This window comes from Mesorhizobium sp. USDA 4413, assembly GCF_056280365.1.
This window is the reverse complement of record NZ_JBVPRP010000001.1, coordinates 5,992,413-6,018,974: the sequence shown is the minus strand read 5'-3', so window position 1 is coordinate 6,018,974 and position 26,562 is coordinate 5,992,413. Positions and strand designations below refer to the sequence as shown.

The 26,562-nt window shown below is 63.1% G+C and carries 25 protein-coding genes and 1 pseudogene; 13 read left to right on the top strand and 13 right to left on the bottom strand.

The window, feature by feature from the left end; all coding sequences use genetic code 11:
* Positions 1–14 precede the first annotated feature (14 nt).
* The 3 genes and pseudogenes from ACVMIM_RS29230 (at position 15) to ACVMIM_RS29220 (ending at position 3,134) form a co-directional block, all read left to right on the top strand.
* Positions 15–575: a DUF4142 domain-containing protein gene (locus ACVMIM_RS29230; protein WP_476116183.1), complete on the top strand. Its 561-nt coding sequence runs from the start codon at positions 15–17 to the stop codon at positions 573–575.
* A 258-nt stretch (positions 576–833) separates the two neighbouring features.
* Positions 834–1,165, top strand: a pseudogene (locus tag ACVMIM_RS29225) (RidA family protein).
* Positions 1,166–1,340: 175 nt separating this feature from the next.
* Positions 1,341–3,134, top strand: a complete 1,794-nt coding sequence (locus ACVMIM_RS29220) for an ATP-dependent nuclease (protein ID WP_476116181.1) — start codon at positions 1,341–1,343, stop codon at positions 3,132–3,134.
* Between the two features lie 27 nt (positions 3,135–3,161).
* On the opposite strand, the gene carB is transcribed toward ACVMIM_RS29220, so the two are convergent.
* The 3 genes from carB to ACVMIM_RS29205 form a co-directional block, all read right to left on the bottom strand.
* Entirely contained in the window at positions 3,162–6,665 is a 3,504-nt protein-coding gene (gene carB / locus ACVMIM_RS29215; protein ID WP_476116179.1) for a carbamoyl-phosphate synthase large subunit, read from the bottom strand.
* A 217-nt stretch (positions 6,666–6,882) separates the two neighbouring features.
* On the bottom strand, positions 6,883–7,680 hold the full coding sequence (locus ACVMIM_RS29210; RefSeq protein WP_476116177.1) for an SH3 domain-containing protein: 798 nt from the start codon (positions 7,678–7,680) through the stop codon (positions 6,883–6,885).
* A gap of 106 nt (positions 7,681–7,786) precedes the next feature.
* Entirely contained in the window at positions 7,787–8,143 is a 357-nt protein-coding gene (locus ACVMIM_RS29205) for an ArsR/SmtB family transcription factor (RefSeq protein ID WP_040996723.1), read from the bottom strand.
* 193 nt (positions 8,144–8,336) lie between these two features.
* Here ACVMIM_RS29205 and ACVMIM_RS29200 point away from each other — a divergent pair, with 193 nt between their 5' ends.
* Positions 8,337–9,515 (top strand): MFS transporter, encoded by a 1,179-nt coding sequence (locus tag ACVMIM_RS29200; protein WP_476116175.1) that lies wholly within the window; start codon positions 8,337–8,339, stop codon positions 9,513–9,515.
* Positions 9,516–9,661: 146 nt separating this feature from the next.
* Here the strand turns inward: ACVMIM_RS29200 and ACVMIM_RS29195 are convergent, their stop codons facing one another.
* Complete coding sequence (locus ACVMIM_RS29195) at positions 9,662–10,153, bottom strand: MarR family winged helix-turn-helix transcriptional regulator (protein ID WP_476116173.1); 492 nt, start codon at positions 10,151–10,153, stop codon at positions 9,662–9,664.
* Positions 10,154–10,340: 187 nt separating this feature from the next.
* Between ACVMIM_RS29195 and ACVMIM_RS29190 the strand changes: the two genes are divergently transcribed.
* Positions 10,341–11,135, top strand: coding sequence for an SDR family NAD(P)-dependent oxidoreductase (locus ACVMIM_RS29190; RefSeq protein ID WP_476116171.1), 795 nt, complete (start codon positions 10,341–10,343; stop codon positions 11,133–11,135).
* Between the two features lie 298 nt (positions 11,136–11,433).
* On the opposite strand, the gene ACVMIM_RS29185 is transcribed toward ACVMIM_RS29190, so the two are convergent.
* Positions 11,434–12,033 carry a LysE family translocator gene (locus tag ACVMIM_RS29185; RefSeq protein ID WP_476116169.1) on the bottom strand — a complete coding sequence of 200 codons (600 nt, stop codon included), beginning with the start codon at positions 12,031–12,033 and terminating at the stop codon, positions 11,434–11,436.
* Between the two features lie 91 nt (positions 12,034–12,124).
* On the opposite strand from ACVMIM_RS29185, the gene ACVMIM_RS29180 reads away from it, so the two are divergent.
* Entirely contained in the window at positions 12,125–13,000 is an 876-nt protein-coding gene (locus tag ACVMIM_RS29180) for a LysR family transcriptional regulator (protein ID WP_476116167.1), read from the top strand.
* A gap of 12 nt (positions 13,001–13,012) precedes the next feature.
* Here the strand turns inward: ACVMIM_RS29180 and ACVMIM_RS29175 are convergent, their stop codons facing one another.
* From ACVMIM_RS29175 to ACVMIM_RS29160, 4 genes are all read right to left on the bottom strand, one after another.
* Positions 13,013–13,663 carry a glutathione S-transferase family protein gene (locus ACVMIM_RS29175; protein WP_476116165.1) on the bottom strand — a complete coding sequence of 217 codons (651 nt, stop codon included), beginning with the start codon at positions 13,661–13,663 and terminating at the stop codon, positions 13,013–13,015.
* Between the two features lie 91 nt (positions 13,664–13,754).
* Positions 13,755–14,405 (bottom strand): dihydrofolate reductase family protein, encoded by a 651-nt coding sequence (locus ACVMIM_RS29170; RefSeq protein ID WP_476116163.1) that lies wholly within the window; start codon positions 14,403–14,405, stop codon positions 13,755–13,757.
* A gap of 145 nt (positions 14,406–14,550) precedes the next feature.
* On the bottom strand, positions 14,551–15,393 hold the full coding sequence (locus ACVMIM_RS29165) for a protein-L-isoaspartate O-methyltransferase family protein (RefSeq protein ID WP_476116161.1): 843 nt from the start codon (positions 15,391–15,393) through the stop codon (positions 14,551–14,553).
* A gap of 36 nt (positions 15,394–15,429) precedes the next feature.
* On the bottom strand, positions 15,430–16,788 hold the full coding sequence (locus tag ACVMIM_RS29160; protein ID WP_476116160.1) for an Nramp family divalent metal transporter: 1,359 nt from the start codon (positions 16,786–16,788) through the stop codon (positions 15,430–15,432).
* A 296-nt stretch (positions 16,789–17,084) separates the two neighbouring features.
* Here ACVMIM_RS29160 and mntR point away from each other — a divergent pair, with 296 nt between their 5' ends.
* The 4 genes from mntR to ACVMIM_RS29140 all read left to right on the top strand — a co-directional run bounded on the left by mntR (position 17,085) and on the right by ACVMIM_RS29140 (position 20,324).
* On the top strand, positions 17,085–17,543 hold the full coding sequence (gene mntR, locus ACVMIM_RS29155) for a manganese-binding transcriptional regulator MntR (protein ID WP_476116158.1): 459 nt from the start codon (positions 17,085–17,087) through the stop codon (positions 17,541–17,543).
* Between the two features lie 93 nt (positions 17,544–17,636).
* The gene (locus tag ACVMIM_RS29150) at positions 17,637–17,825 is read left to right on the top strand and encodes a hypothetical protein (protein ID WP_476116156.1); all 189 of its coding nucleotides are present in this window, start codon (positions 17,637–17,639) and stop codon (positions 17,823–17,825) included.
* Between the two features lie 171 nt (positions 17,826–17,996).
* A complete protein-coding gene (gene ypfJ / locus ACVMIM_RS29145) occupies positions 17,997–18,896 on the top strand; it encodes a KPN_02809 family neutral zinc metallopeptidase (RefSeq protein WP_476116154.1) in 900 nt (299 codons plus the stop codon).
* A gap of 159 nt (positions 18,897–19,055) precedes the next feature.
* A complete protein-coding gene (locus tag ACVMIM_RS29140) occupies positions 19,056–20,324 on the top strand; it encodes a TCR/Tet family MFS transporter (RefSeq protein ID WP_476116153.1) in 1,269 nt (422 codons plus the stop codon).
* Between the two features lie 14 nt (positions 20,325–20,338).
* Here ACVMIM_RS29140 and carA read toward each other — a convergent pair whose 3' ends face one another.
* Positions 20,339–21,544, bottom strand: coding sequence for a glutamine-hydrolyzing carbamoyl-phosphate synthase small subunit (carA, locus tag ACVMIM_RS29135; protein WP_476116152.1), 1,206 nt, complete (start codon positions 21,542–21,544; stop codon positions 20,339–20,341).
* Positions 21,545–21,807: 263 nt separating this feature from the next.
* On the opposite strand from carA, the gene ACVMIM_RS29130 reads away from it, so the two are divergent.
* Positions 21,808–22,257, top strand: coding sequence for a GatB/YqeY domain-containing protein (locus ACVMIM_RS29130; RefSeq protein ID WP_476116151.1), 450 nt, complete (start codon positions 21,808–21,810; stop codon positions 22,255–22,257).
* 113 nt (positions 22,258–22,370) lie between these two features.
* Here the strand turns inward: ACVMIM_RS29130 and ACVMIM_RS29125 are convergent, their stop codons facing one another.
* On the bottom strand, positions 22,371–23,369 hold the full coding sequence (locus ACVMIM_RS29125) for a hypothetical protein (protein WP_476116150.1): 999 nt from the start codon (positions 23,367–23,369) through the stop codon (positions 22,371–22,373).
* A 278-nt stretch (positions 23,370–23,647) separates the two neighbouring features.
* On the opposite strand from ACVMIM_RS29125, the gene ACVMIM_RS29120 reads away from it, so the two are divergent.
* Entirely contained in the window at positions 23,648–24,358 is a 711-nt protein-coding gene (locus tag ACVMIM_RS29120) for a DNA helicase (RefSeq protein WP_476116148.1), read from the top strand.
* Positions 24,359–24,404: 46 nt separating this feature from the next.
* On the top strand, positions 24,405–24,962 hold the full coding sequence (locus tag ACVMIM_RS29115) for a GNAT family N-acetyltransferase (RefSeq protein ID WP_476116146.1): 558 nt from the start codon (positions 24,405–24,407) through the stop codon (positions 24,960–24,962).
* A 1-nt stretch (position 24,963) separates the two neighbouring features.
* Here the strand turns inward: ACVMIM_RS29115 and ACVMIM_RS29110 are convergent, their stop codons facing one another.
* On the bottom strand, positions 24,964–26,145 hold the full coding sequence (locus ACVMIM_RS29110; protein ID WP_476116145.1) for an MFS transporter: 1,182 nt from the start codon (positions 26,143–26,145) through the stop codon (positions 24,964–24,966).
* Between the two features lie 127 nt (positions 26,146–26,272).
* Entirely contained in the window at positions 26,273–26,482 is a 210-nt protein-coding gene (locus tag ACVMIM_RS29105; RefSeq protein ID WP_040996690.1) for a DUF2061 domain-containing protein, read from the bottom strand.
* Positions 26,483–26,562: the final 80 nt, after the last annotated feature.

The window sequence follows — 26,562 nt, the reverse complement described above, 5'->3', positions numbered from 1 at the left end:
TCGGAGACTTAAAAATGAAAACGCTTCTAACGGTTGCCGCCATCGCGCTCCTTGCAGGCGCGCCGGCCGCATTTGCCCAATCGAGCGACACGGATTCGACCAAGGTGACGCCGATGGCCGCCGACAGCAAGGTCGACACCCCAACCTTCGTCAAGACCGTGCCCAGCGCCAACGAATTCGAAATCCAGTCGAGCAAGCTGGCCGAAGAGAAATCCAAGTCGGCCGACGTCAAGAAATTCGCCAAGCAGATGATCACGGACCACACCAAGGCCGGGGAGGACTTCAAGGCCGCTCTCAGCCAGGGGCAGACCACCGCTTCGATCAAGCCGGTCGGCTCCATGCTGCAGCCCAAGGAGCAGCAGATGCTCGACGAATTGAAGAGCGCCAGCGGCAAGGATTTCGATCGGAAATACATCCAGATGCAGACGGATGCGCATAAGGAAGCGGTCGCCTTGTTCAGCACCTACGGCAAATCGGGCGACGACCCGGCGATGAAGGAATTCGCCAAGAAGACGCTGCCGGTGCTGAAGATGCATGAGAAACATGTAAAGGAACTGGCGGGCGCGCATCAGTGAAGGGCGACCTTGCCTTCTCCCCTTGTGGGAGAAGGTGGCTCGGCGCGCTAGCGCCGAGACGGATGAGGGGTGCTGGAAGAAATGAGACGGCGACCATTGCGCGGCTCTCGGCGTCGATGGGAAGGCACGTATGATTGGGCGTCTCACTCCGCTGGAACACCCCTCATCCGTCTCGGCGCTGCGCGCCGATCCACCTTCTCCCACAAGGGGAGAAGGGAAGGCGTTCCCTCGCCGCTCCTCCAACGTCCGCTCACTAGCCTGTCATACTCGACGGCGGTGCGGGCCAACAGCTTCGTGTTCATCTCGGCGACGCCGCCGGTAGACATGGTAACCGGCGAGATGGTGCGCGGCGACATCGAGACCCAGACCGAAGCGTCGCTGAAGGCGCTGAAACATTGTCTCGAAGCGGCCGGCACCTCGCTGGACAAGGTGGTGATGGTGCGCATCTACGCTGTCAATTCCGGCTTCTACAACGCGATCAACCGTGTCTATGCGACGTATTTTGCGACCAACCCGCCGGAAGCTTCGTGCCGATGGCATCGTGGCCAATGGAATTCGATATTGAAATTGAGTGCGAGGCGGTGGCTTAGAAATAGCTGCTTCCCCAACCGAAACGAAGCCGTCAGGATCACAAGTTGGTACGGGAGAGCAGTTTCCAGCCGGTGTGTCCGCCCAGCTCCCGATGGGAGATGAGAAATCGCAACGGGAGTTTCAGAATCAACTGAGTTGGCATAACATTCCGATACTTGGGAGGGTTGGGGTGCTATGCTTAAACGTGTTCGCATACGCGATTTTAGGTCCATTACTGATTTAGAAATAGACCTGGAGAATCTCAACATTTTTGTCGGCAGAAACGATACGGGCAAGAGCAATATACTGAGAGCTCTCAATCTTTTCTTCAACGGTGAGACAGATTTCCGGAGAAGTTTCAATTTCTCGCAAGACTTTTCGCAAAACTCAAGAATGAGGCAGGGAAAGGCCCCGGAGATTCGTATCGATCTTACTTTAGAACTTCCTTCCGGATATCAAACATTCGAAGGTGCTCGCTATATTGAATGGTCAAAGCGTTGGCGGAGAAATGAGACGATTGGAGATCCGCCGATGTTTGTACTGTCTGGAAACAAAAAAGAAAAAATAGGCGCAAGATCAAAGATACACTCTTATCTTGAGAATATAGATTATCACTATATACCGGCACTTAAGGGAAAGGAATTTTTCTCTGAGTTGTTATCGGACATATATGATGTTCTCTCCGACGTTTCTGCCGAGGATCTAAAATCAGCGTCTGAGCCGTTGCAGAGCAGGGTGGAGGCGATCCTCGCTGATGTGGCTAATGAAATTCAGTCGATACTTAAGTCGCGTAGCGAACCCAAACTGCCTGCCAATCTTAGATCGGTATTTAGGCTTATTCAGTTTGAGGCCAATGGCATCGATCTCGATCGGCGTGGCGATGGCATAAGAGTGCGGCATGTACCGTCACTCGTTAAATTTTTATGCGATCTGAAGTCACAGAGGGCCGGCAGATATAAATCCTTCCACGTTTGGGGACTTGAAGAGTCAGAAAATAGCGTTGACTTCATAGCTGCGTTCGAGATGAGAGATCAAATACTCGCGATATCTAAAAACAACCAATATCAAGTTTTGATGGCAACTCACTCTCCTATATTTTTTTCTCTTGAGTCAGCAGATGACGTTAGAACAAACTTCTTTTCTCAGGAAGGTTCGCAGACTGTCATAGCGCATGGCGGCGGAGACATATCGGACGAGATGGGCGTGTTGAGAGTTGTCGCTCCATACGTTGAAAAGAGTCGAGCCGAAGTTGATCAAATAAAAAAGACTCTGGCGAAGCTAACTGGGAAACTGGAAGGGGATGTTGTAGACCCATCTAGGCGAATTGTTTTCGTCGAGGGCGATACGGATGTCTCGGTATTTACAGCGGTCAACGATTTGACCGGCATACTTAAGGAAACGAGGTTTGTCTCTAGCATAGCTGACGGAGGCTCTTCGGCAAACGTCGTTTCTGATAATGCAATCGCTTGGCATTTTCTGCAAAAGAATCGTCCACCTGAGAAGCGTGTCAAAGGCGTTGGTCTTGTAGACGGGGATAGTGCTGGCGACAGTGCGATCGAAAGATTTAATTTGCGAATGGAAGGGGAAGATAATTTCCAATCGAGGATTGAGCGGATAAGGCCGACAAAAGAATTGGCCCAATTGTACAGGAAGAATGGATTTTCACCTAAGTTGGCACTGGAGGCGTTGTTTCCTTTGGATGTTTGGCGAAAGGCCAAGGAGTCGGGCTGGCTCGATAAGCGCTCTAATTCTCAATTATTTGGTATGTGCGATAAAGATACCCGAGAGAAGCTCTTGGAGAGTGGGATGTCCGTCTTGAGCGATAGCGATGACGACCTGCTGCCTCTCATCTATGAGATAAAAATAGGAAAAAAGAAGGAGTTCGCCGATCTCTTCTTGGAGCGCCTTTCTGGTGACCATTCATTAGCGGAGCCGTTCAAGCCGACGCTAAACGAGTTGCGATCGATACTGAATAAATCCTTGGTTTGACGGGACTGCGCGATTTCACGGGTTTGGCTAAGCAAAATACTCCTGCAGCGGCCTAACCTCCAGGTTCCCCGCCCGGAGCGCCGCGATTGCTTCCGCCACCGCCGCAGCCCCCGACAACGTCGTGTAATACGGCACCTTCTGCATCAACGTTGCCCGGCGCAGCGACTTCGAGTCCGACACCGCCTTCTGTCCATCCGTGGTGTTGAAGACGATCTGGACCTGGCGGTTGCGGATGGCGTCCTCGATGTGGGGGCGGCCTTCCAGCACCTTGTTGATCTTTTCGGCCGTCACGCCGTTTTCGGCGAGGAAGCGGGCGGTGCCGGAGGTGGCCAGCACCTTGAAGCCTTGGCCCGCGAGGCGTTTCACCGCCGGCAGGATGCCCTTCTTGTCCTCGTCGCGAACGGAGACGAACAGCGTGCCGGAGCGCGGCAGATCGACGTTGGCGCCGAGCTGGCTTTTGGCAAAGGCCAGCGCAAAATCGCGGTCGAGGCCCATGACCTCGCCGGTCGAGCGCATTTCCGGTCCGAGCAGGATGTCGACGCCGGGGAAGCGGGCGAAGGGGAAGACGGCTTCCTTGACCGCGATGTGGCCGGGGTTGCGCGCGTCGGGCATGGCGCCGTAATGGGCGAAGGCATTTTCCAGCGTTTCGCCGGCCATGATGCGGGCCGCGATCTTGGCGATCGGACGGCCGATGGTCTTGGCGACGAAAGGCACGGTGCGCGAGGCGCGCGGGTTCACCTCCAGGACATAGACCGTGCCGTCTTGAATAGCATATTGCACATTCATCAGGCCGCCGACATTGAGCGCGCGGGCGAGCGCCGCGGTCTGCCGCTCCAGCTCGTCGACGAGGTCGGGCTGCAGCGAATGCGTCGGCAGCGAGCAGGCCGAGTCGCCCGAATGGATGCCCGCCTCCTCGATATGCTCGAGAATCCCGGAGACGAAGGTCTCCTTGCCGTCGCAGAGGCAGTCGACATCGACCTCGATGGCGCCGGTGAGATAGGTATCGAACAGAAGCGGGTTCTTGCCCAGCAGCGTGTTGATCTGACCGGTCTTGTCGTTGGGGTATTTCTGCTTGATGTCCTCCGGCACCAGGCCCGGCACGGTGTCGAGCAGGTAGGTCTGCAGCATGCTTTCGTCATGGATGATCTGCATGGCGCGGCCGCCGAGCACATAGGAGGGGCGCACGACCAGCGGGAAGCCAAGCTCGCCGGCGACGAGGCGCGCCTGCTCGACCGAATAGGCGATGCCGTTCTTCGGCTGGGTGAGGTTCAGCTTGTGGAGCAGCTTCTGGAAGCGGTCGCGGTCCTCCGCCAGGTCGATCATGTCGGGCGAGGTGCCGAGGATCGGAATGCCGGCCTTCTCCAGCGCGTCGGCCAGCTTCAGCGGCGTCTGGCCGCCGAACTGGACGATGACGCCGACGAGCTCGCCCGACGACTGCTCGGCGCGCAGGATCTCCAGCACGTCCTCCGCCGTCAGCGGATCGAAATAGAGCCGGTCGGAGGTGTCGTAGTCGGTCGAGACCGTCTCCGGATTGCAGTTGACCATGATCGCTTCATAGCCGGCGTCGCGCAGGGCAAAGGCAGCGTGGCAGCAGCAATAGTCGAACTCGATACCCTGGCCGATGCGGTTCGGGCCGCCGCCGAGGATGACGACCTTCTTGCGCGACGAAACGCGCGCCTCGTTGTCGAGCGCTCCGGCGAAGGGCACTTCATAGGTCGAGTACATATAGGCGGTCGGCGAGGCGAACTCGGCGGCGCAGGTGTCGATGCGCTTGTAGACCGGATGAACGTCGAGCTTCTCGCGGAGCTTCTGAACGACTTCGGCGTCCGTCCTCGTCAGCGAGGCGAGGCGGGCGTCGGAAAAACCCATCGCCTTCAGCATGCGCAGGTTGACGGCGTCCTGCGGCAGGCCATGCTCGCGGACGCGTTCCTCCATGGCGATGATGCCGGCGATCTGCTCGAGGAACCACGGGTCGATCTTGCACATGGCGTGCACGTCTTCCAGCGAGGTCCCCATGCGGATCGCCTGCGCCACCATGCGCAGCCGGTCCGGAGTCGGCGTGCCGAGCGCGGCACGGATCGCGTTGCGGTCGTCCACGTGGCTGGCCGGGTTGGTGCCATGGCCAAGCCCGGGGATCTCGATCTCGTCAAGGCCGGTCAGGCCGGTTTCCAGTCCGCGCAGGGCCTTCTGCAGCGATTCCTGGAAGGTGCGGCCGATGGCCATCACTTCGCCAACCGACTTCATGGCGGTGGTCAGCACCGGCTCGGCGCCGGGGAATTTCTCGAAGGCGAAGCGCGGGATCTTCGTCACCACGTAGTCGATGGTCGGCTCGAACGAGGCCGGCGTCGCGCCGCCGGTGATGTCGTTCTCCAGCTCGTCCAGCGTGTAGCCGACCGCCAGCTTGGCCGCGACCTTGGCGATCGGGAAGCCGGTGGCCTTCGAGGCAAGGGCGGAGGAGCGCGAGACGCGCGGGTTCATCTCGATCACGACGAGGCGGCCGTCGGCCGGGTTGACGGCGAACTGCACGTTGGAGCCGCCCGTCTCGACGCCGATCTCGCGCAGCACCGCGATCGAGGCGTTGCGCATCATCTGGTATTCCTTGTCGGTCAAGGTCAGCGCCGGCGCAACGGTGATCGAGTCGCCCGTGTGCACGCCCATCGGATCGAGATTCTCGATCGAGCAGACGATGATGCAGTTGTCCGCCTTGTCGCGGACGACCTCCATCTCATACTCCTTCCAGCCGAGCACGCTTTCCTCGATCAGCACCTCGGTGGTGGGCGAGGCATCGAGGCCCGACTGGACGATGTCGTAGAATTCGGCGCGGTTGTAAGCGATGCCGCCGCCGGTGCCGCCCATGGTGAAGGACGGGCGGATGATGGCCGGCAGGCCGACATGGTCGAGCGCCTGGGCGGCGATCGCCATGGCATGGCTGATATAGCGCTGCTTGCGGTCGCCTTCGCCGAGGTTCCAGCGGGTTTCCAGCGCATCGAGCGCGGCATCGAGATTTTCCGGGTTCTCCGCCTTCAGCGCGGCGCGCTCGGCCTCGTGGATCTTGCGGTCGGCGTCCTTGACCTCGGTGGCGTTGGCCAGCATCGAGCGCGGCGTCTCGAGCCCGATCTTGCTCATCGCCTGGCGGAACAGCGCGCGGTCTTCGGCCTTGTCGATGGCGGCCGCGTCGGCGCCGATCATCTCGACATTATAGCGGTCGAGCACGCCCATGCGGCGCAGCGACAAAGCGGTATTGAGCGCGGTCTGGCCGCCCATGGTCGGCAGCAGCGCGTCCGGCCGCTCCTTGGCGATGATCTTCGCCACCACCTCCGGCGTGATCGGCTCGACATAGGTGGCATCGGCCAGCTCCGGATCGGTCATGATCGTGGCCGGGTTGGAGTTGACCAGGATGACGCGGAAACCCTCTTCCTTCAGCGCCTTGCAGGCCTGTGTGCCGGAATAGTCGAACTCGCATGCCTGGCCGATGACGATGGGGCCGGCCCCGATGATCAGGATCGACTTGATGTCGGTGCGTCTTGGCATGGTCTAGTGGTTCCGTTCGGCGAGCGGCTTGCACAAAAAACCGGGCGGGGAGGACCCGGCCGGTTGTGCTTGCGATTCTGGTATCAGGCTAGGAGGGCCTTATAGGGAAGAGTTTTGCGGGATGTAACCCCGAAAATGAGGGTTTAGGCAGTAGGCAGTAGGCAGTAGGGCGGCTCTTCCCTATTGCCTTACTGCCCTACTGCCTTATTCCCTTTTCTCAATCCCCCAGCGCGAGCTGATCCGTGATCTCAAACCGTTCGGAAACGCCGATGCGGATCATGTTGAGCGTGCCTTCGCGCGTGAAGCGGAATTCGTCGGAGGAGTCGGAGCCACTCGGCTTGCCGTCGTGGAAATTGATGACGCGCGTGCCGCCGTCCGGCCAGGTCACCGTCACGACGCTGTCGCCGCCCTCATGCGCGACACTGATTTCGCAGCGGGTCATCGGTTGGCCGACATCACGCGCGCAGGGGATGCCGGCTTCCGGCGCGTCGGATTGGGCGTTTGCCGCAGCCGCGAAGGCGAGGCCGTAGGCATCCAGCATGGCGGTCCTGCCAATTTCAGCCGCCGATGGCGGCTTGGCCGGCTCGGCGCCGCCCAGGCGCGCCGCGATGTCAGGTTGCGGCTCCTCGAGAGCTTCTTGAGGCGTGGCAGCCGCGGCCGCCGGCGCGGCGGTGTCTTCAGGAGGCGACGCCGGGTTGTTGGGGCTGAGATAGCGGGCCGGCGCCCAGCCGGTTATGTGGGCGTCCTGCGTGTCCTCGACCTTGCACCATGGATAATTGTTGATGGTCTTGCAGCCGTAATTCTTCACCGCCGCGCCGTTGGGCAGACGCGCTTCGATCTTTCCGCCCGGTGAAGCAGTGGCGCGGATGTTGAGGAGATCATCCGGGGCGAGGCCGCCGATGATCGAGATGATTGTCCCGGGTGCCTCCTGAGCCAAGGCCGGCAGGGAGGCGGGCAGCAACGAGGCCGCCAGGAGTGCCTTCAGCGTCAGTCGGAGCGTAGCTTTGCGCTTCATCTTTTGGCTGCAATTTCCAAGGCGCGACAGATATAGGCGGCAGGGCTGCCGGATGTCATCCTGAATTTAGCGGCGATTGTGAGGCCCGAAGCACGCGCATATGCGCTCAGGCCGAAACCTCGACCTCGGACGTGCCGACCGCGGGCAAAGTGGAGTCGCCATCGGCCGCGGCAATCACGCTGTCGAGCAGGCCGGGGAAGCGCTTGTCGAGGTCATCGCGGCGCAGCGTGATCAGCCGGCTGGTGCCGACCGCTTCGCTTCGGGTGACGCCCGCCTCGCGCAGCTTGGCCAAGTGATAGCTGAGATTGGTCTTGGAGGCGAGGTCGAGGAACTTGCTGCAGTTCAGCGGTACGCCTTCCTTGCGAGCCAGATAGCGCACGATGGCAAGCCGGGTCGGGTCGCCGAGCACGGCGAGCACGATCGGCAGGCTGATCTGGTCGGCGGTTGGATGGGGCAGGCTCATGACCCAGAATTAAGCACAAACGGCACGAACTTCAACGCGGCTTCCCCTTTCTGCCGAGAGCAATAGTCTCTTCCCTTCGGCCCGGTCCTGACACAGGGCTGTCAGCAGGGTTCAGCTATTTTCTCCCGGCGCGGTTGACATCATGCCCTGTTATGTCCAATTGTTCAATAACTTTTGAACTAAGGACGACCCCATGGACAAGCGGATCTTCTGGCTGGCGCTCGGATCGTTTGCGATCTCGACCGAAGGCTTCGTCATTTCCAGCCTTCTTCCCGATATCGCGACCGATGCCGGCATCTCCGTGCCGCTCGCCGGCTCGCTGATCACCGCCTTCGCGCTCGCCTATGCGATCGGCGCGCCGGTGCTGGCGACGCTGACGGGCGAATGGGACCGGCGGCGCGTGATCCTGTGGACGCTGGTGTTCTTCGTGATCGGCAATCTGGTGGCGGCGGTAAGCTCGTCCTTCGAATTGTTGCTGATTGCCCGCATCGTCATGGCGCTTTCGTCCGGCCTGTTCGCGGCGACCGCGCAGGGCACGGCCGTGGCGCTGGTGGATGACCATCATCGGGCGCGCGCCATTGCCGTCGTCGTCGGCGGCACCACGGTGGCTGTTGCGGTCGGCGCGCCGCTCGGCGCGCTGGTCGCGGCGATCGCCGGCTGGCGCGGCACTTTCTTCGCCATCGCCGCGCTCGGCGCGCTGGCCGGCGCGATCCTCTGGTGGCGCCTGCCGCGCGGCATCGTCGGCACCAGGCTGCCGCTGAAGCGCCGGCTGGCGGCGGCGGTGCGCCCCGGCGTGATGCCGATCCTTCTGACGACGGCGCTAGCGCTGGTCGGCGCCTTCACGGTGTTCAGCTTCATCGCGCCCCTGGCCATCCAGGGCGGTGGCCTGAGCCCGCTGGCGCTGCCAGGCATGCTGCTCGCCTTCGGCGTCGGCGCCGTCATCGGCAACATTGCCGGCGGGCAGGCCGCCGACCGCTTCGGCGCGACACGCACCGTCGCCTGGTCGCTGACGCTGTCGGCCGCGATGCTCGTCACCTTCTCGCTGATCCCGACCTTCCTGCCGCATCATCTGGCCGGACCGGCGCTGATGGGCATGATGGTCCCGTGGGGCATCGTCGGCTGGGCCTTTCCGCCGGCACAGGCGAGCCGCATCCTCAAGATCGCACCCGACGCCGCCCCGATCGTGCTGTCGCTCAATGCTTCGGCGCTCTATTTCGGAGTTGCGCTGGGTGCCGTTGTCGGCGCCGCGGTGCTGCGCTTCGGCGCGCCGGCCGATCTCGGCCTGATCGCCGCGGTGTTCCCGATCATCGGGCTCGGTATCGTGTTGGCGGGAAGGGTGCTGGCCCGGCCGGTGGCGATGCCCGCCGAGTAAGACGTGCCGATATTCAGGTGAGCCCGGCCTGCAAGTGCCGAGTTCCTGCGCTTCCGGTGCTCACGTACTTCAGTACGCTCCGCTCCGGTTCTCGGAACCCGCCACTTTCGGCTCGGCCTGACCTGAATCTCAGCATGTCTTCACGACTACAGAATTAAGCGGCGGCCGCTTTCTCGGTTCGAAGAGGCGGCCGCCGGCAGTTCCAGGTCGAGATCGGCCACGGCGTCCAGCGCCGCGCGCAGCTTCGCCGCCTGTTCCGCGCCGACCTTGTCCTCGAACTGCCGCTGCGCGACGCTCCAGAGCTTGAGCGCCTCGTCGAGCTTGGCCTGGCCTTGGGCCGTCAGCCGCACGCGCTTGACGCGGCGGTCGTCCTTGTCGGGAAAGGTCTCGACGTAACCGTCGCGGATCAGCGGCTTCAGCGTATGGCCGAGCGCCGAGAGATCCATGATCAGCGCTTCGGCGATGGCGCCCATCGCCGGCTCATCGCCGATGTGGATCTGAAAGAGCAGGCCGAACTGCGTGCTCTTCAGGCCCGAAGGCGCCAGCGCGTCGTCGTAGAATCGGCCCAGGCTGCGCGCGGCGCGCCGCAGCGTGGCGTTGTTGCAGTCGCTGAAACCCGGCTTCCGAGCTACGGTCATGATCACTCCTCGCCGGCACAAAGGCGCGCCGGCCTGCCGCAGAAATAGTTTTCGTCGCCGCCGTTGACAAGATAGTGGCATATGCCTACTTCGGGTAAGGTGGCATATGCCACTAATTGAAATCAGAGGCTGGGCGGATGAACTGACCATCGGCGCCGGACCAAGCTAAGCTACAAGGAACAGGATTATGAGCACGAAGGACAATAAGGGCACGGCCGTCATCACCGGCGCTTCATCAGGCATCGGCGCGGTCTATGCGGACCGGCTGGCAGGGCAGGGCTACGATCTGGTGCTGGTGGCGCGCCGCGCCGACCGGCTGCAGGAGGTGGCGGACAGGCTCGCCTACGCCTATGGCCGCAAGGTCAAGACGATCGTCGCCGATCTTGCGGCCGATGCCGATCTGCGCCGGGTCGAACAGGCGGTGTCGACGGACGACAATGTGACGCTGCTGATCAACAATGCCGGCGTGGGTGGCCTGGAGACGATCGCCGGCGCCGACGCCGACGCGGCCGAGCGCATGATCAAGGTCAATGTCGTGGCACTGACCAGGCTGACCCGCGCGGTGCTGCCGGGCCTGCTCAAGCGCGATCGCGGCGCGATCATCAACATTGCCTCGGTCGTTGCCTATGGCATCGCCGTCGGCGGCATCTACAGCGGCACCAAGGCCTATGTCGCCAACTTCACGGAAGCGCTGCAGAAGGAAGTCGCCGGCACCAATGTGAAAGTCCAATCCGTCGTGCCCGGACCGATCCGCACCGAGTTATGGGACGTCTCCGGAATCAGCCTCGACAGGATCAATCCGGACTGGATCATGAGTGCCGAAGATCTGGTCGACGCGGCACTTGCCGGCTTCGCCCAGGGCGAGACCGTCACCGCGCCCGGCCTCGCCGACGCTTCCGAGCTGAACACCTATCTCGGCGCCCGGGATCATTTCTTCGGCAGCCTGTTCTCCGGCAAGCCGGCCGCGCGTTACGCCGTCTGAGGGCTATCTTTGTGACTGGCGTGACTGATCAAGCCGAGGCTGATTGCCACGTGGTTCCCCCAATCCGTCGCTGCTTCGCAGCGCCACCTTTCCCCCCCCCCCTCCGGAGGGAAAGGAAGGGAGCGTTGCTGGACGAGTATCGACGGCAAAGGCTTGGCGCCTTTCCTCTACCCCGTCGATCGGGGGAGAGGTGGCTCGGCGAAGCCGAGACGGAGTGGGGGTCGACCAGCGCTACATTGGACAATGCATGCGCCAAGCTGCCCTGCGCGCTATCGCCTTCATGGGGCGAGGAACGGCGCTACACTGGCCGCCACATCTGCAGGATCGAGGCGGCCAGCAGCAGGCCGAGCGCGATGTTGAGCGCGCGCCACTGGCGCTCCGTCTTGAGCAGGCGGGCAAGCAGCGTTCCCGCCACGCACCACAGCGACAGCGAGAAGGCAGCCGCCAGGCCGAACACGGCGCCCAGCAGCAGCGCCAGTTGCAGCGGACCATCCGCCAGGGCCGCGAAGGACGCGGCGGCTCCGAGCCCCATCGCCCAACCTTTCGGGTTCATCCACTGGATGCCGGCGCCGCCGAAAAAGCTGTTCGGCTTGGCCATGCTGATGTCGAGGTTGGGCGGACCGCTGCGGCCGATCTTGATCGCCAGCCAGATGAGATAGAGCGAGCCGGCAATTTTCATCGCGAGCTGCAGAGAAGGCACGGCGGCGAGCAGGCCAGCCAGGCCGGCCGCGCCCGCGGCTGCCACGGTCGCCAGCCCGGCGGCGCTGCCGGCAATCAGCGGCACGGAACGGCGAAAGCCGAATTGCGCGCCGGACGCGGTCGATAATGTCGTGGCGATGCCGGGCGTCGCGGTCGAGATCAGCGCGAACAGGACCAGCGGGATGATGGTTTCGGACATGCGGGCTTCCCAGTCGAAGAAGCCGCCATGCTTAGGCGCTCGGTACCATCAGTAAATGCAATGTTTGATATGATGTGCATTAGCAATTATAATGCCGGCCATGATCCGCGATCTCGACACGACCCTGATCCGCACCTTCGTCACCACCGCCGACAAGGCAAGCATGACGGCGGCGGCCAATGCGCTTCACCTGACGCAAGGCGCCGTCAGCCAGCAGGTCAAGCGGCTGGAAGAGGTGCTGGGGCAAAGCCTGTTCGAGCGCTACCGCCGGGGTCTCAAGCTGACACGATCTGGCGAGCGGCTGCTCGACAAGGCCAGGCGCCTGCTGCAGCTCAACGACGAGATCCTTGCCGAAATCAGGGGCAGGGCGGTTGCCGGGCGGGTGCGGATCGGCGTGCCTTACGATCTTGTCGGCACGCTGCTCGCGCCGGTGCTGAAGACCTATGCCGAAGCCTATCCGCAGGTGGAGATTTCGCTGGTCTGCGCGTCCTCGCCGGAACTCGCGTCGGCCTTGGCGGCCGGCACCATCGATCTTGCCGTCATCGAGGAGCGCGCCGGTCCCAGCGCCGGCGAATGCCTGCTCGTCGACCGGCTGGTCTGGGTCGGCGCCAGAGGCGGGGCGGCGCGCCTGAAGCGGCCGCTGCCGGTTTCGATCGTCGCCGACACCTGCGCCTTCCGGCCGGCGGTGCTCGCCGCACTCGCCGAGCACGGGCTCGACTGGCGCACCGTGTTCGAGAACGGCAACATCGATGCCACGACCGCGACGGTGCGCTCTGACCTCGCCGTGACCACCTGGCTTGCCTCGACGGTTCCGGCCGATCTCGACATCCTGTCCGATGCCGGCCTTCCGCCGCTGCCGAATTTCTCCGTCAACCTGCATCTGCCCAAACATGCCACCCAGCCGGCCGCGCAGGCTTTCGCCAGCCATATCCGCGAGGGACTTTCCCGCTATCGCCAGGCGGCGTGACGCGGTCGCCGGTCAGCCATTCGCCGCAATCGCAACCGCCAATTGCGCTTCGAAAGCGCGCTTGAAGGCCGGCCGAGCCTCGCCGCGGGCGACATAGGCAGCAACGTTTGGGAATTCGTTCAGCAGTCCCGATCTTTGCAGCCGGCGCAGCACGCCCACCATGACAAGGTCGCCGGCGCTGAAAGCGCCATCGAGCCAGTCGCAATCGCCGCCGAGATGGCGGGAGAGTTCGGCCAACCGCTTGCGGATTCGATCGTCGACGAGGGGCAGGCGCTCATCGCGCCACGGCGCATCGTGCTCCAGGATCACGGCGGTTGCGCGCTCGAGGATCGGCGGCTCCACCGTGCTGTACGCGGCAAACATCCAGGCGACCGCGCGCGCCCGGGCGTTCGCATCGTCGGGCAACAGACCCGCGTGACGAACCGCGATGTGAAGGACGATCGCGCCTGACTCGAACAGGGCGAGATCGCCTTCCTCGTAGGTCGGGATACTGCCGAAAGGATTGAGCGCGAGATGCTCGGGCTGCTTCATCGCAATGAACGAGACGAGACGAACGTCGTAGGGCTGGCCGACTTCCTCGAGCGCCCAGCGCACTTGCATGTCGCGCGCCAGCCCTCTGCCGCCGTCGGGCGATCGTTCGAAGGCGGTGATGGTGGGTATCATCGGCTGCTCCTGACCATTTGGTCTTCGTTGCGGAAGAGAGGCTTCAAATCGGATGCGCGGCGGGCTCGGCCCGCCGCGCGACAGCCTTGTGCTACTTCCAGTTCCTGCGCCGCTCGAGCTCGGCTTCCGAAGGCTCCCGCTGGGCAAAAGAACCCGTGCGGATTTCGCCTCCGCGCTCATAGGTCGCTATGATGACGCCGGTGGTGGAAGCCTGCGATTTGACGAGCTTGAAGGCCGCCGGCTTGGCGTTGTCGCCGAACAGCCGCTTGCCCTTGCCGAGCACCAGCGGGAAGATCATCAGCCGCATCTCGTCGATGAGGCCATTGGCGAGCAGGATCTGGATCAGATTGGCCGAGCCCTGGATGAGCAGGTCCGGCCCGTCTTCCTGCTTGAGTTCCTTAAGCCTGGCAATGATATCGGATCCGAGCGACTGGGTGTTCTGCCAGGTCAGCGAATCCGGCCGATGAGTCGCCACATATTTGACCGCAGGGTTGAAGACATCCGCGATCGGATCGTTCTGATACGGCCAATGCGCGGCGAAGATATCGTAGGTTCTGCGGCCGAGCAGCAGGTCGAACGGTCTGGAGAACAGTTCCTCCATGGCCGCCCCTGCCACCTCGTCGAAATAATGGAAGGTCCAGCCGCCGAATTTGAAACCGCCGACCGGATCTTCTTCCGGCCCGCCGGGCGCCTGCATGACGCCGTCGAGGCTGACAAATGTGGCGGCGATGATCTTGCGCATAGTCTTCTCCTTTTGGCTGGTCCGCGCCGTCACGGCCGGATTTTCTGTCCAAAGCGCAATTCCTGGCGAAAAGCCGCTTCGCACTTTTCCTGGAATTGCTCCAAGGACGAACGGCAAGGCCGCTTTCCGACACGGCTCCGCGAATTTATCGGGCGCTGTCGGCGCGAATGGTGCGTGACGAGAACCAGACGTCGCCGAACACGGCGGTCGCGGTGCGGTCGGGCGCCTTGTCTTTTCTCAGCCAGATCGAGCGGGTGCGCGCGGCGCGCTCGCGCGTCGGTATTTTCGCGCCCGGCCCGGCAATGGAAGCGCCGACGCAAGGGATGAACCAGGAGCCCATGAAAGGCCGGCAGGCAAAGCCGTTTTCCAGGCGGGTTATGAGGACCGCGAGGCCGACCGTTTCAGAGGGACGCCACGGAAAGACCATACGGCCGTGGGGTTTCAGCGCTTTCAGCCATGCGGCGGGCGGGGCGACGACGCCGGCATTGACATAGATGATATCGGAGGGCGGCAACGGATTGGCTACGGCGTCGCCCTGGATGATTTCGACGTTGGCGTATCGGGCGAGGTTTGCCTTGGCGCGCGCGGCAAGGTCGGCCTCGATCTCGAAGGCGGTGACGCTGCCGCCCGGCTCGACCAGTCTCGCCAGCAGCGCCGTGTAGTAGCCGGTGCCGGCGCCGATATGGGTGACGGCTTCGCCCGGTTTCGGCTCAACCTTGCCGATCCACATCGCGTGCAGCATCGGCTCGCCATTGTTGATGCCCTTGTCGGCATCGAGCACGACGAGCACGTTCTGGTAGATGTAGGTCGGATCGGCGCTCGGCGTCTCGAACCGGCCTTCGCCGGCAAACACCGTCCATGGTCCCGGACCCAGGAAAGCCTCGCGCGGCACCGAGGCGAACACCTCCTCGATGCGCGGGTCGGCCGACCGCGCCTGCGCGGCCATCAGCCTGGCGTAAAATCTGCGGGCTTCGTCCGGTTCGGCCATGGCGCGAAGATAGCGCGTCCGGCGCGAATGTCGCGATCAGCCGGCGAAGGTGTCGTAGAGCAGCTTGAAGTTGAGAACGAGGATGACGGCCGCCACCACCCAGGCCAGGACCGCGACGGCACGCGGTATGGCGAAGCTGCCCATCTTCTTCCTGTCCGACACAAACTGCACCAGCGGGATGACGGCGAAGGGCAGCTGCATCGACAGCACCACCTGGCTGAATACAAGCAGCTCGGCCGTGCCCTTCTCGCCGTAGAGCGCGGTGACGACCACCACCGGGACGATGGCGATGCCGCGCGTCAGGAGGCGGCGCGCCCATTGCGGGATGCGCAGCCGCAAAAAGCCTTCCATCACGATCTGGCCGGCAAGCGTTGCGGTGACGGTCGAGTTGAGGCCGGAAGCGAGCAGCGCGACCGCGAACAGGATCGAGGCGATGCTCAGGCCGAGCAACGGCGACAGCAGCTCGAAGGCCTGACCGATCTCGGCCACGTCGTGATGGCCGGTATCGTGAAAGGCGACCGCCGCGACGATCAGGATCGAAGCGTTGACGAAGAGTGCGAGGATCAGCGCGATGGTCGAATCCGTCGTCGCCCATTTGATCGCGTCGCGCTTGCCGATGTCGGTGCGCTCATAGGCGCGGGTCTGCACGATCGAGGAATGCAGATAGAGATTATGCGGCATCACGGTGGCGCCGATGATGCCGATGGCGATGTAGAGCATCGCCGGATTGGTGACGATCTGCGACGACGGCACGAACATCGAATGGAGGATGGTGCCCGCCGGCGGCGCGGCGACGAAAATCTGGATGGCGAAGCAGCCGAAGATGATGATCAGAAGCGCGATGACGAAGGCTTCGAGGTAGCGGAAGCCCTTGTTCATCAAGAGAAGCACCAGGAAGGCGTCGAGCGCGGTCAGCATGGCGCCGCCGATCAGCGGAATGCCGAACAGAAGCTGCAGCGCGATCGCCGTGCCGATCACCTCGGCAAGATCGCAGGCGATGATCGCCAGTTCGCAGGCGATCCAGAGCACGAAATTGACGGGACGCGGATAGTAGGCGCGGCAGGCCTGGGCGAGGTCGCGGCCGGTGGCGATGCCGAGCCGCGCCGCCAGCGCCTGCAGCAGGATCGCCATCAGGTTCGACAGCATAATGATGAAAAGCAGCGTGTAGCCGAATTGGGCGCCGCCGGCGAGATCGGTCGCCCAGTTGCCCGGGTCCATATAGCCGACCGACACCATATAGCCAGGTCCCATGAAGGCGAACAGGCGGCGGAACCAGACGCCGGTCTTTGGCACCGCGATCGAGGCATTCACCTCGCGCAGGCTAAGCTGCTCGTCATCGGGCCTGTCGAATCGCCATGCGGGTCGGGCTACGGTTGCTGCATCGGCATCGGACATGGGACTTACCGCTGGAATTATCGAACGTACCGTTTATCTATGCCAGGGCTCAACATTATGCAATGGGCTATATTTCATTGATCATGCTTTCGTGATACGTCGGAGCAAGCCTGGACACGAGCGACCGCAACCCCGGTTGCGCCCGGGCGGGAATGCAAATAAACGGCCGGACCATCGGGGGTTCGTGTTATGGATGCGGGTCCCGATTCAGCGAACGGGATAGAGCACGATGTCGACCGAAAACCGCTTCACACTTTTCGGCATCATGCTCCAGGACAGGCCAGGAGGAGCGCATATTGGCGCTTAGGAACAAACCGGTTCGACGCGAAGAGCCGCTTCCCGATGCTGAAATCCATTCGGAAGGATTCCGGCAGCAGCGCCAGGCGCGCCGCAGCGCGCTGGTCGAGGATTATGTCGAGCTGATCGCCGATCTGATCGAGGACGGCAATGAGGCGCGGCAGGTGGATATCGCCGCAAGGCTCGGGGTCGCGCAACCGACGGTGGCCAAGATGCTGACCAGGCTGTGCGCCGACGGGCTGGTCTCGCGAAAACCCTATCGCGGCGTGTTCCTGACCGAGGCCGGCCGCAAGGTCGCCGAGGAGAGCCGCATCCGCCACCAGACGGTGGAGGCCTTCCTGCGCTCGCTGGGCGTCAGCGCCGAGACGGCGCGCATCGACGCCGAGGGCATCGAGCACCATGTCAGCGCCGAAACGCTGGAGGCTTTCCGCCGCGCGATGACGCATCGCCAGGTGTAGGAGTTCGATCCATCCGAGCGCGTTGAAGCGGAACCGACGCATGTCCGCTGCATTATTTCCCACATCATGCGGCTATCGCTTAGGGAGGAAGCAATGGGCGTCGAGCAGGCACCAACGGCCAAGGGAAAGCAGGCGGCCAGGGGATTGGGACAGGCGACCGCCAGGGACGAGCGCAAGACCGAGACAGAGACCGGCCGTCCGATGAAGAAGGGCGCGGCGCGTTTCGAGGAACGTTCGCAGAGTTCGGACGGGAAGAGCGCCGGCGCCAAGCAGAAAAGCTGAGGTTTTTAGCCGGGTTATCGGGAGTGGAAATTGATCAGCCGATCGGAGTTCCTTCGGCCCGCACATTTTTCGAGCGAAAAATTCTGTGACTTAGGCCAGCCGTTGCGATAATTGTCTGCAGGGGGTGGTTGCGGGCCGTCTTCCAGGACATTCGCATTGCGAGGAGTTGCCATGCTTTGGAGAGGCCGTCGTCAGAGCGACAATATCGAGGACCAGCGCAGCGATGGCGGCGGGCTCGGCGGCGGACTGGGCGGCGACGGCCAGTTCCGCATCCCGATCGGCGGCCGCACCGGTGGCGGCGGCAGCATCCTCCTGGTCATCCTGGTTGTGCTCGCCGGATGGTATTTCGGCTTCGACCCGTCGCAGATCCTCGGCGACGGCGGCGGCCAGATCACGGAAGACACCAGCTCGCAAAATGGCGGCCCGCCTGCCAATGACGAGATGAAGCAGTTCGTTGCGACCGTGCTGGCGGAAACCGAGGACACCTGGACCGGCATTTTCAAATCTCAAGGGTTGACTTACGAGGATCCCAAGCTGGTGCTGTTCAGCGGCCAGGTCCGCTCGGCCTGCGGTTTCGCCTCGGCGGCTGCCGGGCCGTTCTACTGCCCGGGCGACCATAAGGTGTATCTCGACATGACCTTCTTCCAGCAGCTCGACCAGCAGTTCGGCGCTTCCGGCGAGTTCGCGCGCGCCTATGTGGTGGCGCATGAGGTCGGTCACCATGTGCAGAACCTCACCGGCATCATGGGCAAGTTCAACCAGATGCGGCAAGGCATGAGCGAGGCCGACGCCAACCAGCTTTCGGTGCGCATCGAGCTTCAGGCCGATTGCTTCGCCGGCGTGTGGGCACATTACACCGCGCAAAAAGGCATATTGGAGCAGGGCGACATCGAAAGCGCGCTGAACGCCGCCAAGCAGATCGGCGACGACACGCTGCAGAAGAGGATGCAGGGCTATGTCGTGCCGGAAAGCTTCAACCATGGCACCTCGCAGCAGCGGCAGACATGGCTGGCGCGCGGCTACAAGAGCGGCAAGCTGTCCGACTGCAACACCATGAACGGTCCTATCTGAGGCGGCGCCAGGCCGCTTCTTTTCCGCTGAGATCGGCGATCAAAGACGCTGGCAAGGAGTGTCAGGATTAGGCGTTTGCCTTCGTTCGCGCATTGTTCCCGCCGGCAACGTCGCTTATAAGTGCCCTCCCGCCTCGGGCGGCCTGAGGAGCTTATCGCCATGATAGACCCGAAAACCGCCAAGCGGGGGCTTGCGCTCGTTTTCACGACGCTGCTGCTCGACATCATCGGCTTCGGCATCATCATGCCGGTGCTGCCGGCCTACCTTGAGGAACTGAGCGGCGTCAGCGTCAGCGAGGCCGCGATCGAGGGCGGCTGGCTGTTCTTCGTCTATGCTGCGATGCAATTCTTCTTCGCGCCGATCATCGGCGGCTTGAGCGACCGCTTCGGGCGCCGCCCGGTCCTGCTTGCCTCGGTGCTGACCTTCTCGATCGACAACCTGATCTGCGCCGTCGCCTGGTCCTATCCGATGCTGTTCATCGGCCGCGTGCTCGCCGGCATTTCCGGCGCGAGTTACTCGACGACATCGGCCTTCATCGCCGACATCTCGAACGACGAGAACCGGGCGAAGAATTTCGGCCTGCTCGGCATCGCCTTCGGCGTCGGCTTCGTCATCGGCCCGGTGCTGGGCGGGCTGCTCGGCACGTTCGGGCCGCGCGTGCCGTTCTATTTCGCCGCCGCGCTTGCCTTCGTGAATTTCCTGATCGCGATGCTGTTCCTGCCGGAAACGCTGGACGAAAAGCACCGCCGGCCCTTCGAGTGGAAGCGCGCCAATCCGGTCGGCACGCTGATCCAGATGCGCAATTATCCGGGCATCGGCTGGATCGGGCTTGTGTTCTTCCTGATGACGCTCGGCCATATGGTGTACCCGGCGGTCTGGGCGTTCGTCTCCAATTACCGCTATGGCTGGAACCAGCAGCAGATCGGCTTCTCGCTCGGCGCCTTCGGCCTGTGCGGCGCGATCATCATGGCGACCGTGCTGCCGCGGGTCATTCCCAGGCTTGGCGAGTGGAGGACGGCGGCGATCGGCCTGACCTTCACCGCGCTCAGCGCTTTCGGTTATGCGTTTTCGACGCAAGGCTGGATGATCTATGCGGTGATCGTGGCCGGCTGCCTCGAGGCGCTGGCAGACCCACCCTTGAGGAGCCTCGCAGCCGCGAAGGTGCCGCCTTCGGCGCAGGGCGAATTGCAGGGCGCAATGACCTCGATCTTCTCGATCACTTCGATCGTCACGCCGCTGCTTTATACGGCGATCTTCTCCTGGTTCACGAGCCCGACCGCGCCGGTCGTGTTTGGCGGCGCGCCCTATGTGCTCGGCGCGATCTTCCTGACGCTGGCGGTGATCGTCTTCGTGACGAAAGTGGCCAAGCCGACGGCGAAGGAAGTCGAGCGCATGCACTCGCAGGAAGCGGTGACCGACGCTGCTTAGGCTGGTGGTTTGAGCTAGGCGCGTTCCGCCAGCGCCTCTTCGCCGCGCCGCTCGCGGATCAGGTTGACGAAGCGGCGGAAGAGGTAATGCGAATCCTGCGGGCCGGGCGAGGCTTCGGGATGGTGCTGCACCGAGAAGACCGGCCGGCCGGTCAGCGCGATGCCGCAATTCGAACCGTCGAAGAGCGAGACATGGGTTTCCTCGACGCCTTCGGGCAGCGAGTCGGCATCGACGGCGAAACCGTGATTCATCGACACGATCTCGACCTTGCCGGTGGTGTGGTCCTTGACCGGATGGTTGGCGCCGTGGTGGCCCTGGTGCATCTTCTCGGTCCTGCCGCCGAGCGCCAGCGCCAGCATCTGATGGCCGAGGCATATGCCGAACACCGGGATGTCGGTCTTCAGGAGGTTCTGGATCACCGGCACGGCATATTCGCCGGTCGCTTCCGGATCACCGGGGCCGTTCGAGAGGAAAATGCCGTCCGGCTGCATGGCCAGGATTTCCTCCGCGCCCGTCTTGGCCGGCACCACGGTGACCTTGGCGCCGAGTCCCGCCAGCAGGCGCAGGATGTTGCGCTTCACCCCATAGTCGATGGCCACGACATGCATCGACGGCGCGTCCTGCTCGCCATAGCCCTCGTTCCAGACCCAGGGCGTCTCGCGCCAGACCGAGGACTGGCCCGACGTGACCTCCTTGGCGAGATCGAGGCCGATCAAGCCCGACCAGGCCGCGGCCTGCCGCTTCAAATCCTCGACATCGAAGACGCCGTCCGGCGCGTGCGCGATGACGGCATTGGGCATCCCCTTTTCGCGGATCAGCACGGTCAGCGCGCGGGTGTCGATGCCGGACAGCGCGACGATGCCGCGCCGCTTCAGCCACTGGTCGAGATGGCCGGAGGCGCGATAGTTGGACGGGTCGGTGACATTGGCCTTGAAGATCGCGCCGACCGCGCCGGCGCGAGCCACGGGATTCAAGTCCTCGATATCCTCGTCATTGGTGCCGACATTGCCGATATGCGGGAAGGTGAAGGTGACGATCTGGCCGGCATAGGACGGATCGGTGAGGATTTCCTCGTAACCGGTCAGCGCAGTGTTGAAGCACACTTCCGCAACGGCCGACCCGGTCGCGCCGAGACCGCGGCCCTCGATCACCGTGCCGTCGGCAAGCACCAGAAGGGCGGTCGGCTTTTCGGTGGTCCAGGGGGCGGTGGTCATGGCCATGGCGGCACTCCTGTGGGGCGCTTCAAGACGGTCGGCAAGACCGTTGGCGCGGCAAGACGCGCGGGCTGGATATTTCAGCTCCCTAGCGTCAACTCATTGTCTCATGCAGGACCGAGTACATAGGGGAAGCGGCGGGAGTGGTCAATGCGCCGCCCCCAAACCAAGGCCGATGTGCTTTCGTTCAGCAATATCAGCGGTTTGGCGGAATTTGCCTTACCCGTTCGGCAAAGCTATTGTCCGCCGCATTCGAAGGAGAAAGCACGATGCGCGAGAAAATCGCCGAATCCATGAAGAGCGCGATGAAGGCGCAGGACAAGCACCGCCTGCCGACGCTGCGGCTGATCCAGGCCGCCATCCACGACCGCGACATCGCCAATCGCGGCGCCGGCAAGCCGCCGGCGAGCGAGGAGGAGATCCTGCAGATCCTCGCCAAGATGGTGAAGCAGCGCGAGGAATCGGCCAAGGCCTTCGAAGACGGCAAGCGGCTGGAACTGGCGGCGCAGGAACGTGGCGAGATGGAGATCATCCGCGAATTCCTCCCGACGCAGCTCGACGAGGCGGCGATCCAGGCCGCGGCGCGCGAGGCGATCGCGGCGACGGGCGCCGCCAGCCAGAAGGATATGGGCAAGGTGATCGGCGCGCTGAAGCAGAAATATGCCGGCCAGATGGACTTCGCCAAGGCGAGCGCCATCGTCAAGGGGCTGCTGCAGTAGGTGTGGCTTCGCTAGAGCGGTTCGCCGTTTCACGGAAACGGCGAACCGCTCTATCTCCTTGTTTTTACGCAATTCCGGGCGGGAAAAGCGCTCACACCTTTCCTGGAATTGCTCTAATCCTTGCAGATCGGCACCGGTTGCGGCGGCGGCGCCGGATGGTCCTTCTTGTACTGAGCGATGATCGGCTCCAGCACCTTCTTCGGCCAGAATTTAGGCGTGCCGATCTCCTTCAGGCAGGAGGCGTTCCAATAGGTGCCCGCGCTTGAGAGCGCCTGGCCGGCGGCCTTGGCCCGCGCGACAGCGGCGATATCGCGCGATTCCGGATAGATGTAGAGCGTTGTCGGGTTGTTCTTCACCAGAGGGATGATCTGCTCGGCATCGGCGGGCGACCAGCTGGTGCAGCCATTGCTGCGGCCGCCGGCATAATTCACCAGCTTGCCGAACGGCACGAAACCGTCATGGTCGGCATAGGAACTTTTCGGGTCCTTGCGCAGGCACATGCCCCTCAGCAAAGCAGCCGGATGGCCGCCGATCACGCGCTGCCTGGCGTTCGCCGCTTCGCCTTCGCCATCGAATTGGATGAAGGTGCGCATGAACGCAGCGTTCTGAGCGCCGACACGGTAGTAGCCCTTGAAGGAGGTCTTGGTCTCGGCGGTCATGTAGGCGCCGCCGGCGGTGAGCTCGGAATCCATCGCATTGCCGAAATTCTTCGCGCAGCGCCTGCCGTTGGAGAAATCCGCAACGCCTCTCAGGTTGCGGCCGCCGCCATGGCCCGAGGAAACCGCGCGAAAGAGCTGCTTGGCTTCGCAGATGATGTAATAACGCTGACCGAGCACGCCGTTGCCGAGGTCGCCCGGACGCGTGGCATCCATGGCGAAATAGCAGGGGTTGCTGACCGAGCCTTCACTGACCTTCTTCTGGTAGAGCGCGCGCGCCCGCTCCAGCACGACCTGAGAGATCTGACCCTCGCCGTCGCCGACATGACGCTGCAGCCAGTCGGGAATGGTCGACGGCCGCAACGCCGCGAACGAGCTGACCGATGCCGTCAGGGCGGCCAGAATCGCGACAAGGCAGAAGATGGCCGCACCCAGCGGAACAGATCTCAACCGCACCCTTTTGCCCCTCCTGGCCAATATCTCGAGAATCACCAGGGCCGATCATAGGAGGTCTCGCATCCATCGGCGAAACACTTCTAGTTTAGCGACGCCTTTTGGAGGTCGGATTTTCGGCCCGTTTCAATTGAGCTATGATCTGATTCCCGGCGCGCCCACGCCTCCTCCCTCCACCGGGAAAGCATCGTTCATGCAGGGCAGTCCATCACCCGAGCAACTGTTCGAGCGCAAGGCGTAAGGAGGGATTGCCAAGACTGCTCGCGGCAGGAGGTTTTTCGATGCGGCTTTCCGCACCCGTCTATCATCTGAAACGCCAGGCGAGGCTCCTTTCCCGCCGGGAAAATATTCCGCTCCATCAAGCGCTCGACCGCGTTACAGGTGAAGAAGGCTTTGCCAGCTGGAGCCTGCTTGCGGCCAAGGTCGCCGAGACTGCGCCCGGCGACAGGCTGCTCGCCCGGCTGATGCCCGGCGACATAGTTCTCGTGGCGGCGCGGCCGGGCCAGGGCAAGACCCTGATGAGCCTCGAACTCGCCGTGGCGGCCATGAAGCAGGGCAGTCGCGCCGTATTCTTCACTCTGGAATACATGCACGCCGACATCCTCGATCGGTTCCGGGATATCGGCGTCGACCCTGCCGATTTCGGCCACTTGTTCGAGTTCGACAATTCCGACGCCATCAGCGCTGCCTACATCATCCGGACGTTGCGGTCGGCGCCGCGTGGCACGCTGGCGGTGATCGATTATCTGCAATTGCTCGACCAGAAGCGCGAGAATCCCGAGCTCATGGTCCAGATCCGCGCGCTGAGGTCGTTCGCCCGGGAACGCGGGCTGGTGCTGGTCTTCATCTCGCAGATCCATAGGTCTTACGATCCCGCCGGGAAGCCGTTCCCGGATACAGGAGATATCCGGCTGCCGAACCCGCTCGACCTTTCGCTGTTCGACAAGGCCTGTTTCCTGAACAAGGGCGAAATCCAGTTCCAGGCGACTTGAGAGCGATCCGTGTGGCGGCTATGTCGGTCTCGGCAAGGAACGAACTATGATCGAGATCGTCAAACCCGCGCTCGAGCATTTGCCGTCCTACAAGGCGGCGCTGGAGCGCGGGTGGTCGCCCGACAATGTGCGGCTGCTGGAAGCGACGCGTGAACAGCTTGAGGCGATCGAACGGGATCCGGTGGCCTTTCTTGCCAGCCTTGACGATCCTCAGGCCAAGGGGCCGCCCATCGCCTTGCCCGACGGCACAACCGTGCCGCGCCTGCCCGGCTTCCGGCGCTGGATCTGGGATGGCGAGGCTGCCGGCTCAATAGGGTTGCGTTGGCAAGAAGGCACGTCGGCGCTGCCGCCGCACGTGCTTGGTCATATCGGCTATGCGGTGGTGCCGTGGAAGGAGGGACGCGGTTACGCCACCGAAGCGCTGCGGCTGATGCTCGACGAGGCAAGGGCAGTGGGACTGGACCATGTCGAGATCACCACGGACCTCGACAATCCGGCATCCCAGAAGGTGATCCTCGCCAACGGTGGCATCCTTGTCGGGCGCTTCGCCAAGGTCGCCGCCTATGGAGGCGCGGAAAGCCTGAGGTTCCGGATCGACCTTTAGATTATTCCGCCGCCGCCGGCAGCGGCGGCGTCGCGCGGCTGCGCCATTCCCAGGCTTGCGAGCCGACAGCCACCACCACCGCCACCAGCATGGCCAAGGCGCCGGCGAGCGGCAGGCTGCGATAGCCGTAACCGGCATTGAGCATCGCCGCGCCAAGCGACGCCGCGAGCGCGATGCCGACATTGAAGCCGGACGGGATCAGCGAGGAAGCGAGGTTGGAGGCATCGGCCGTCCAGGCGAGGATGCGCGTCTGGATCGGCGCGCCGATGGCGAAGTTGAGACCGCCCCAGATAACGATGGCGACGATCATCGGCACCGGGTAGGGACTGACAAGATGGATGACGCCGAGCGCCGCCGCCTGCAGGGCAAGCATGACGATAAGGGAGGGCATCAGCTTCCAGTCGGCGAGCTTGCCGCCGACCAGAACGCCGATCGTGGCGCCGACGCCGTTGAGCAGCAGCACCCAAGGGATCAGGCTCTCGTCGAGGCCGGTCACTTCGAGCAGCATCGGCGTGATGTAGGTGAACAGTGCAAACTGGCCGATCATCAGCATCAGCATCAGGATCAGCGACGTCCAGACCTGTTGGCGGCCGAGCACACGAACTTCGCGCGCCAGCCCGGCGGGCCGGTTGGCGGCGCCCGCCGTTCGCGGCAATAGCGCCAGCATGGCGAGCATCGCGATGACGCCCAGCGCGCCCATCACCCAGAAGGTCGCGCGCCAGCCCCAAAGGCTGCCGATCGCGGTACCGGCGGGCACGCCGATGACGTTGGAAACCGTCAATCCCGAGAGAATGACCGCGACCGCCCGGCCGCGCTGATCCTCGCGCACCAGGCTCACCGCAACCACCATGGCAACGCCGAAATAGCAGCCATGCGCCACGGCCGTGGCGACGCGCAGTAAAAGCATCGAGGTGAAGTCAGGCGCCAACGCGCAGGCCACCTGGCCGAGGGTGAAGGCGATCGTCAGTCCGATCAGCAGCGTCTTGCGTGAGACTTTGCCGGTCGCGAGCGCCAACAGAGGGCCGCCGATAGCGATGCCGCAGGCATAGCCGGAGACGAGATAGCCGGCGGTCGGCACCGAAATCCCGAGGCCCTGCGCCACCTCCGGCAGCACGCCGGCGATGACGAACTCGGTGGTGCCGAAGGCAAAGGCGGCAAGGAAAAGGGCAATCAGCGGCAGCATGGTTCAAACCACAGGCGAGGAATGCATGGCCTCAAACCACGCCCGGGCGGGCGCGGCAATGCAGAAATTGGCGATGGCGCTTTAGCTTTTCTTGACTGGACCGATCGAAGCCGAACCCATGCCCCGATCACGCGGTCGTCTTGCGTCCGTAAGGTATCTTCAGCCACGCCCGCTCATGCAGATAGTAAAGCAGCGACTTGGTGACGACTTCGGTCAGCCCGATGGTGGCTGCCAGCTTGACGCTTCCCGTGACCACCAGCGATATGATCATCGTGTCGATCGTGCCGGTGGCACGCCATGAAAGCGCCTTGGCGAAGCTGCGCGAATGCGTGTCCATCGACCGATCATCCTCCCAACAGGTCCTCGGGCGATCCTTAGCCGACGGAAGCGAGGATGGGCAAAGACTAATTTTTTCGA

Excerpts from the sequence above, each read along its gene's own strand:
- ACVMIM_RS29180 (WP_476116167.1), top strand. The coding sequence starts at position 12,125 with ATGCCGGCCATGATCCGCGATCTCGACACGACCCTGATCCGCACCTTC.
- ACVMIM_RS29210 (WP_476116177.1), bottom strand. The coding sequence starts at position 7,680 with ATGAAGCGCAAAGCTACGCTCCGACTGACGCTGAAGGCACTCCTGGCG.
- ACVMIM_RS29160 (WP_476116160.1), bottom strand. The coding sequence starts at position 16,788 with ATGTCCGATGCCGATGCAGCAACCGTAGCCCGACCCGCATGGCGATTC.
- ACVMIM_RS29105 (WP_040996690.1), bottom strand. The coding sequence starts at position 26,482 with ATGGACACGCATTCGCGCAGCTTCGCCAAGGCGCTTTCATGGCGTGCC.
- ACVMIM_RS29140 (WP_476116153.1), top strand. The coding sequence starts at position 19,056 with ATGATAGACCCGAAAACCGCCAAGCGGGGGCTTGCGCTCGTTTTCACG.
- ACVMIM_RS29185 (WP_476116169.1), bottom strand. The coding sequence starts at position 12,033 with ATGTCCGAAACCATCATCCCGCTGGTCCTGTTCGCGCTGATCTCGACC.
- ACVMIM_RS29200 (WP_476116175.1), top strand. The coding sequence starts at position 8,337 with ATGGACAAGCGGATCTTCTGGCTGGCGCTCGGATCGTTTGCGATCTCG.
- ACVMIM_RS29150 (WP_476116156.1), top strand. The coding sequence starts at position 17,637 with ATGGGCGTCGAGCAGGCACCAACGGCCAAGGGAAAGCAGGCGGCCAGG.
- ACVMIM_RS29230 (WP_476116183.1), top strand. The coding sequence starts at position 15 with ATGAAAACGCTTCTAACGGTTGCCGCCATCGCGCTCCTTGCAGGCGCG.
- ypfJ (WP_476116154.1), top strand. The coding sequence starts at position 17,997 with ATGCTTTGGAGAGGCCGTCGTCAGAGCGACAATATCGAGGACCAGCGC.
- carB (WP_476116179.1), bottom strand. The coding sequence starts at position 6,665 with ATGCCAAGACGCACCGACATCAAGTCGATCCTGATCATCGGGGCCGGC.
- ACVMIM_RS29220 (WP_476116181.1), top strand. The coding sequence starts at position 1,341 with ATGCTTAAACGTGTTCGCATACGCGATTTTAGGTCCATTACTGATTTA.
- ACVMIM_RS29115 (WP_476116146.1), top strand. The coding sequence starts at position 24,405 with ATGATCGAGATCGTCAAACCCGCGCTCGAGCATTTGCCGTCCTACAAG.
- ACVMIM_RS29190 (WP_476116171.1), top strand. The coding sequence starts at position 10,341 with ATGAGCACGAAGGACAATAAGGGCACGGCCGTCATCACCGGCGCTTCA.
- ACVMIM_RS29205 (WP_040996723.1), bottom strand. The coding sequence starts at position 8,143 with ATGAGCCTGCCCCATCCAACCGCCGACCAGATCAGCCTGCCGATCGTG.
- ACVMIM_RS29120 (WP_476116148.1), top strand. The coding sequence starts at position 23,648 with ATGCGGCTTTCCGCACCCGTCTATCATCTGAAACGCCAGGCGAGGCTC.
- ACVMIM_RS29110 (WP_476116145.1), bottom strand. The coding sequence starts at position 26,145 with ATGCTGCCGCTGATTGCCCTTTTCCTTGCCGCCTTTGCCTTCGGCACC.
- ACVMIM_RS29130 (WP_476116151.1), top strand. The coding sequence starts at position 21,808 with ATGCGCGAGAAAATCGCCGAATCCATGAAGAGCGCGATGAAGGCGCAG.
- ACVMIM_RS29165 (WP_476116161.1), bottom strand. The coding sequence starts at position 15,393 with ATGGCCGAACCGGACGAAGCCCGCAGATTTTACGCCAGGCTGATGGCC.
- ACVMIM_RS29195 (WP_476116173.1), bottom strand. The coding sequence starts at position 10,153 with ATGACCGTAGCTCGGAAGCCGGGTTTCAGCGACTGCAACAACGCCACG.
- ACVMIM_RS29170 (WP_476116163.1), bottom strand. The coding sequence starts at position 14,405 with ATGCGCAAGATCATCGCCGCCACATTTGTCAGCCTCGACGGCGTCATG.
- ACVMIM_RS29175 (WP_476116165.1), bottom strand. The coding sequence starts at position 13,663 with ATGATACCCACCATCACCGCCTTCGAACGATCGCCCGACGGCGGCAGA.
- carA (WP_476116152.1), bottom strand. The coding sequence starts at position 21,544 with ATGGCCATGACCACCGCCCCCTGGACCACCGAAAAGCCGACCGCCCTT.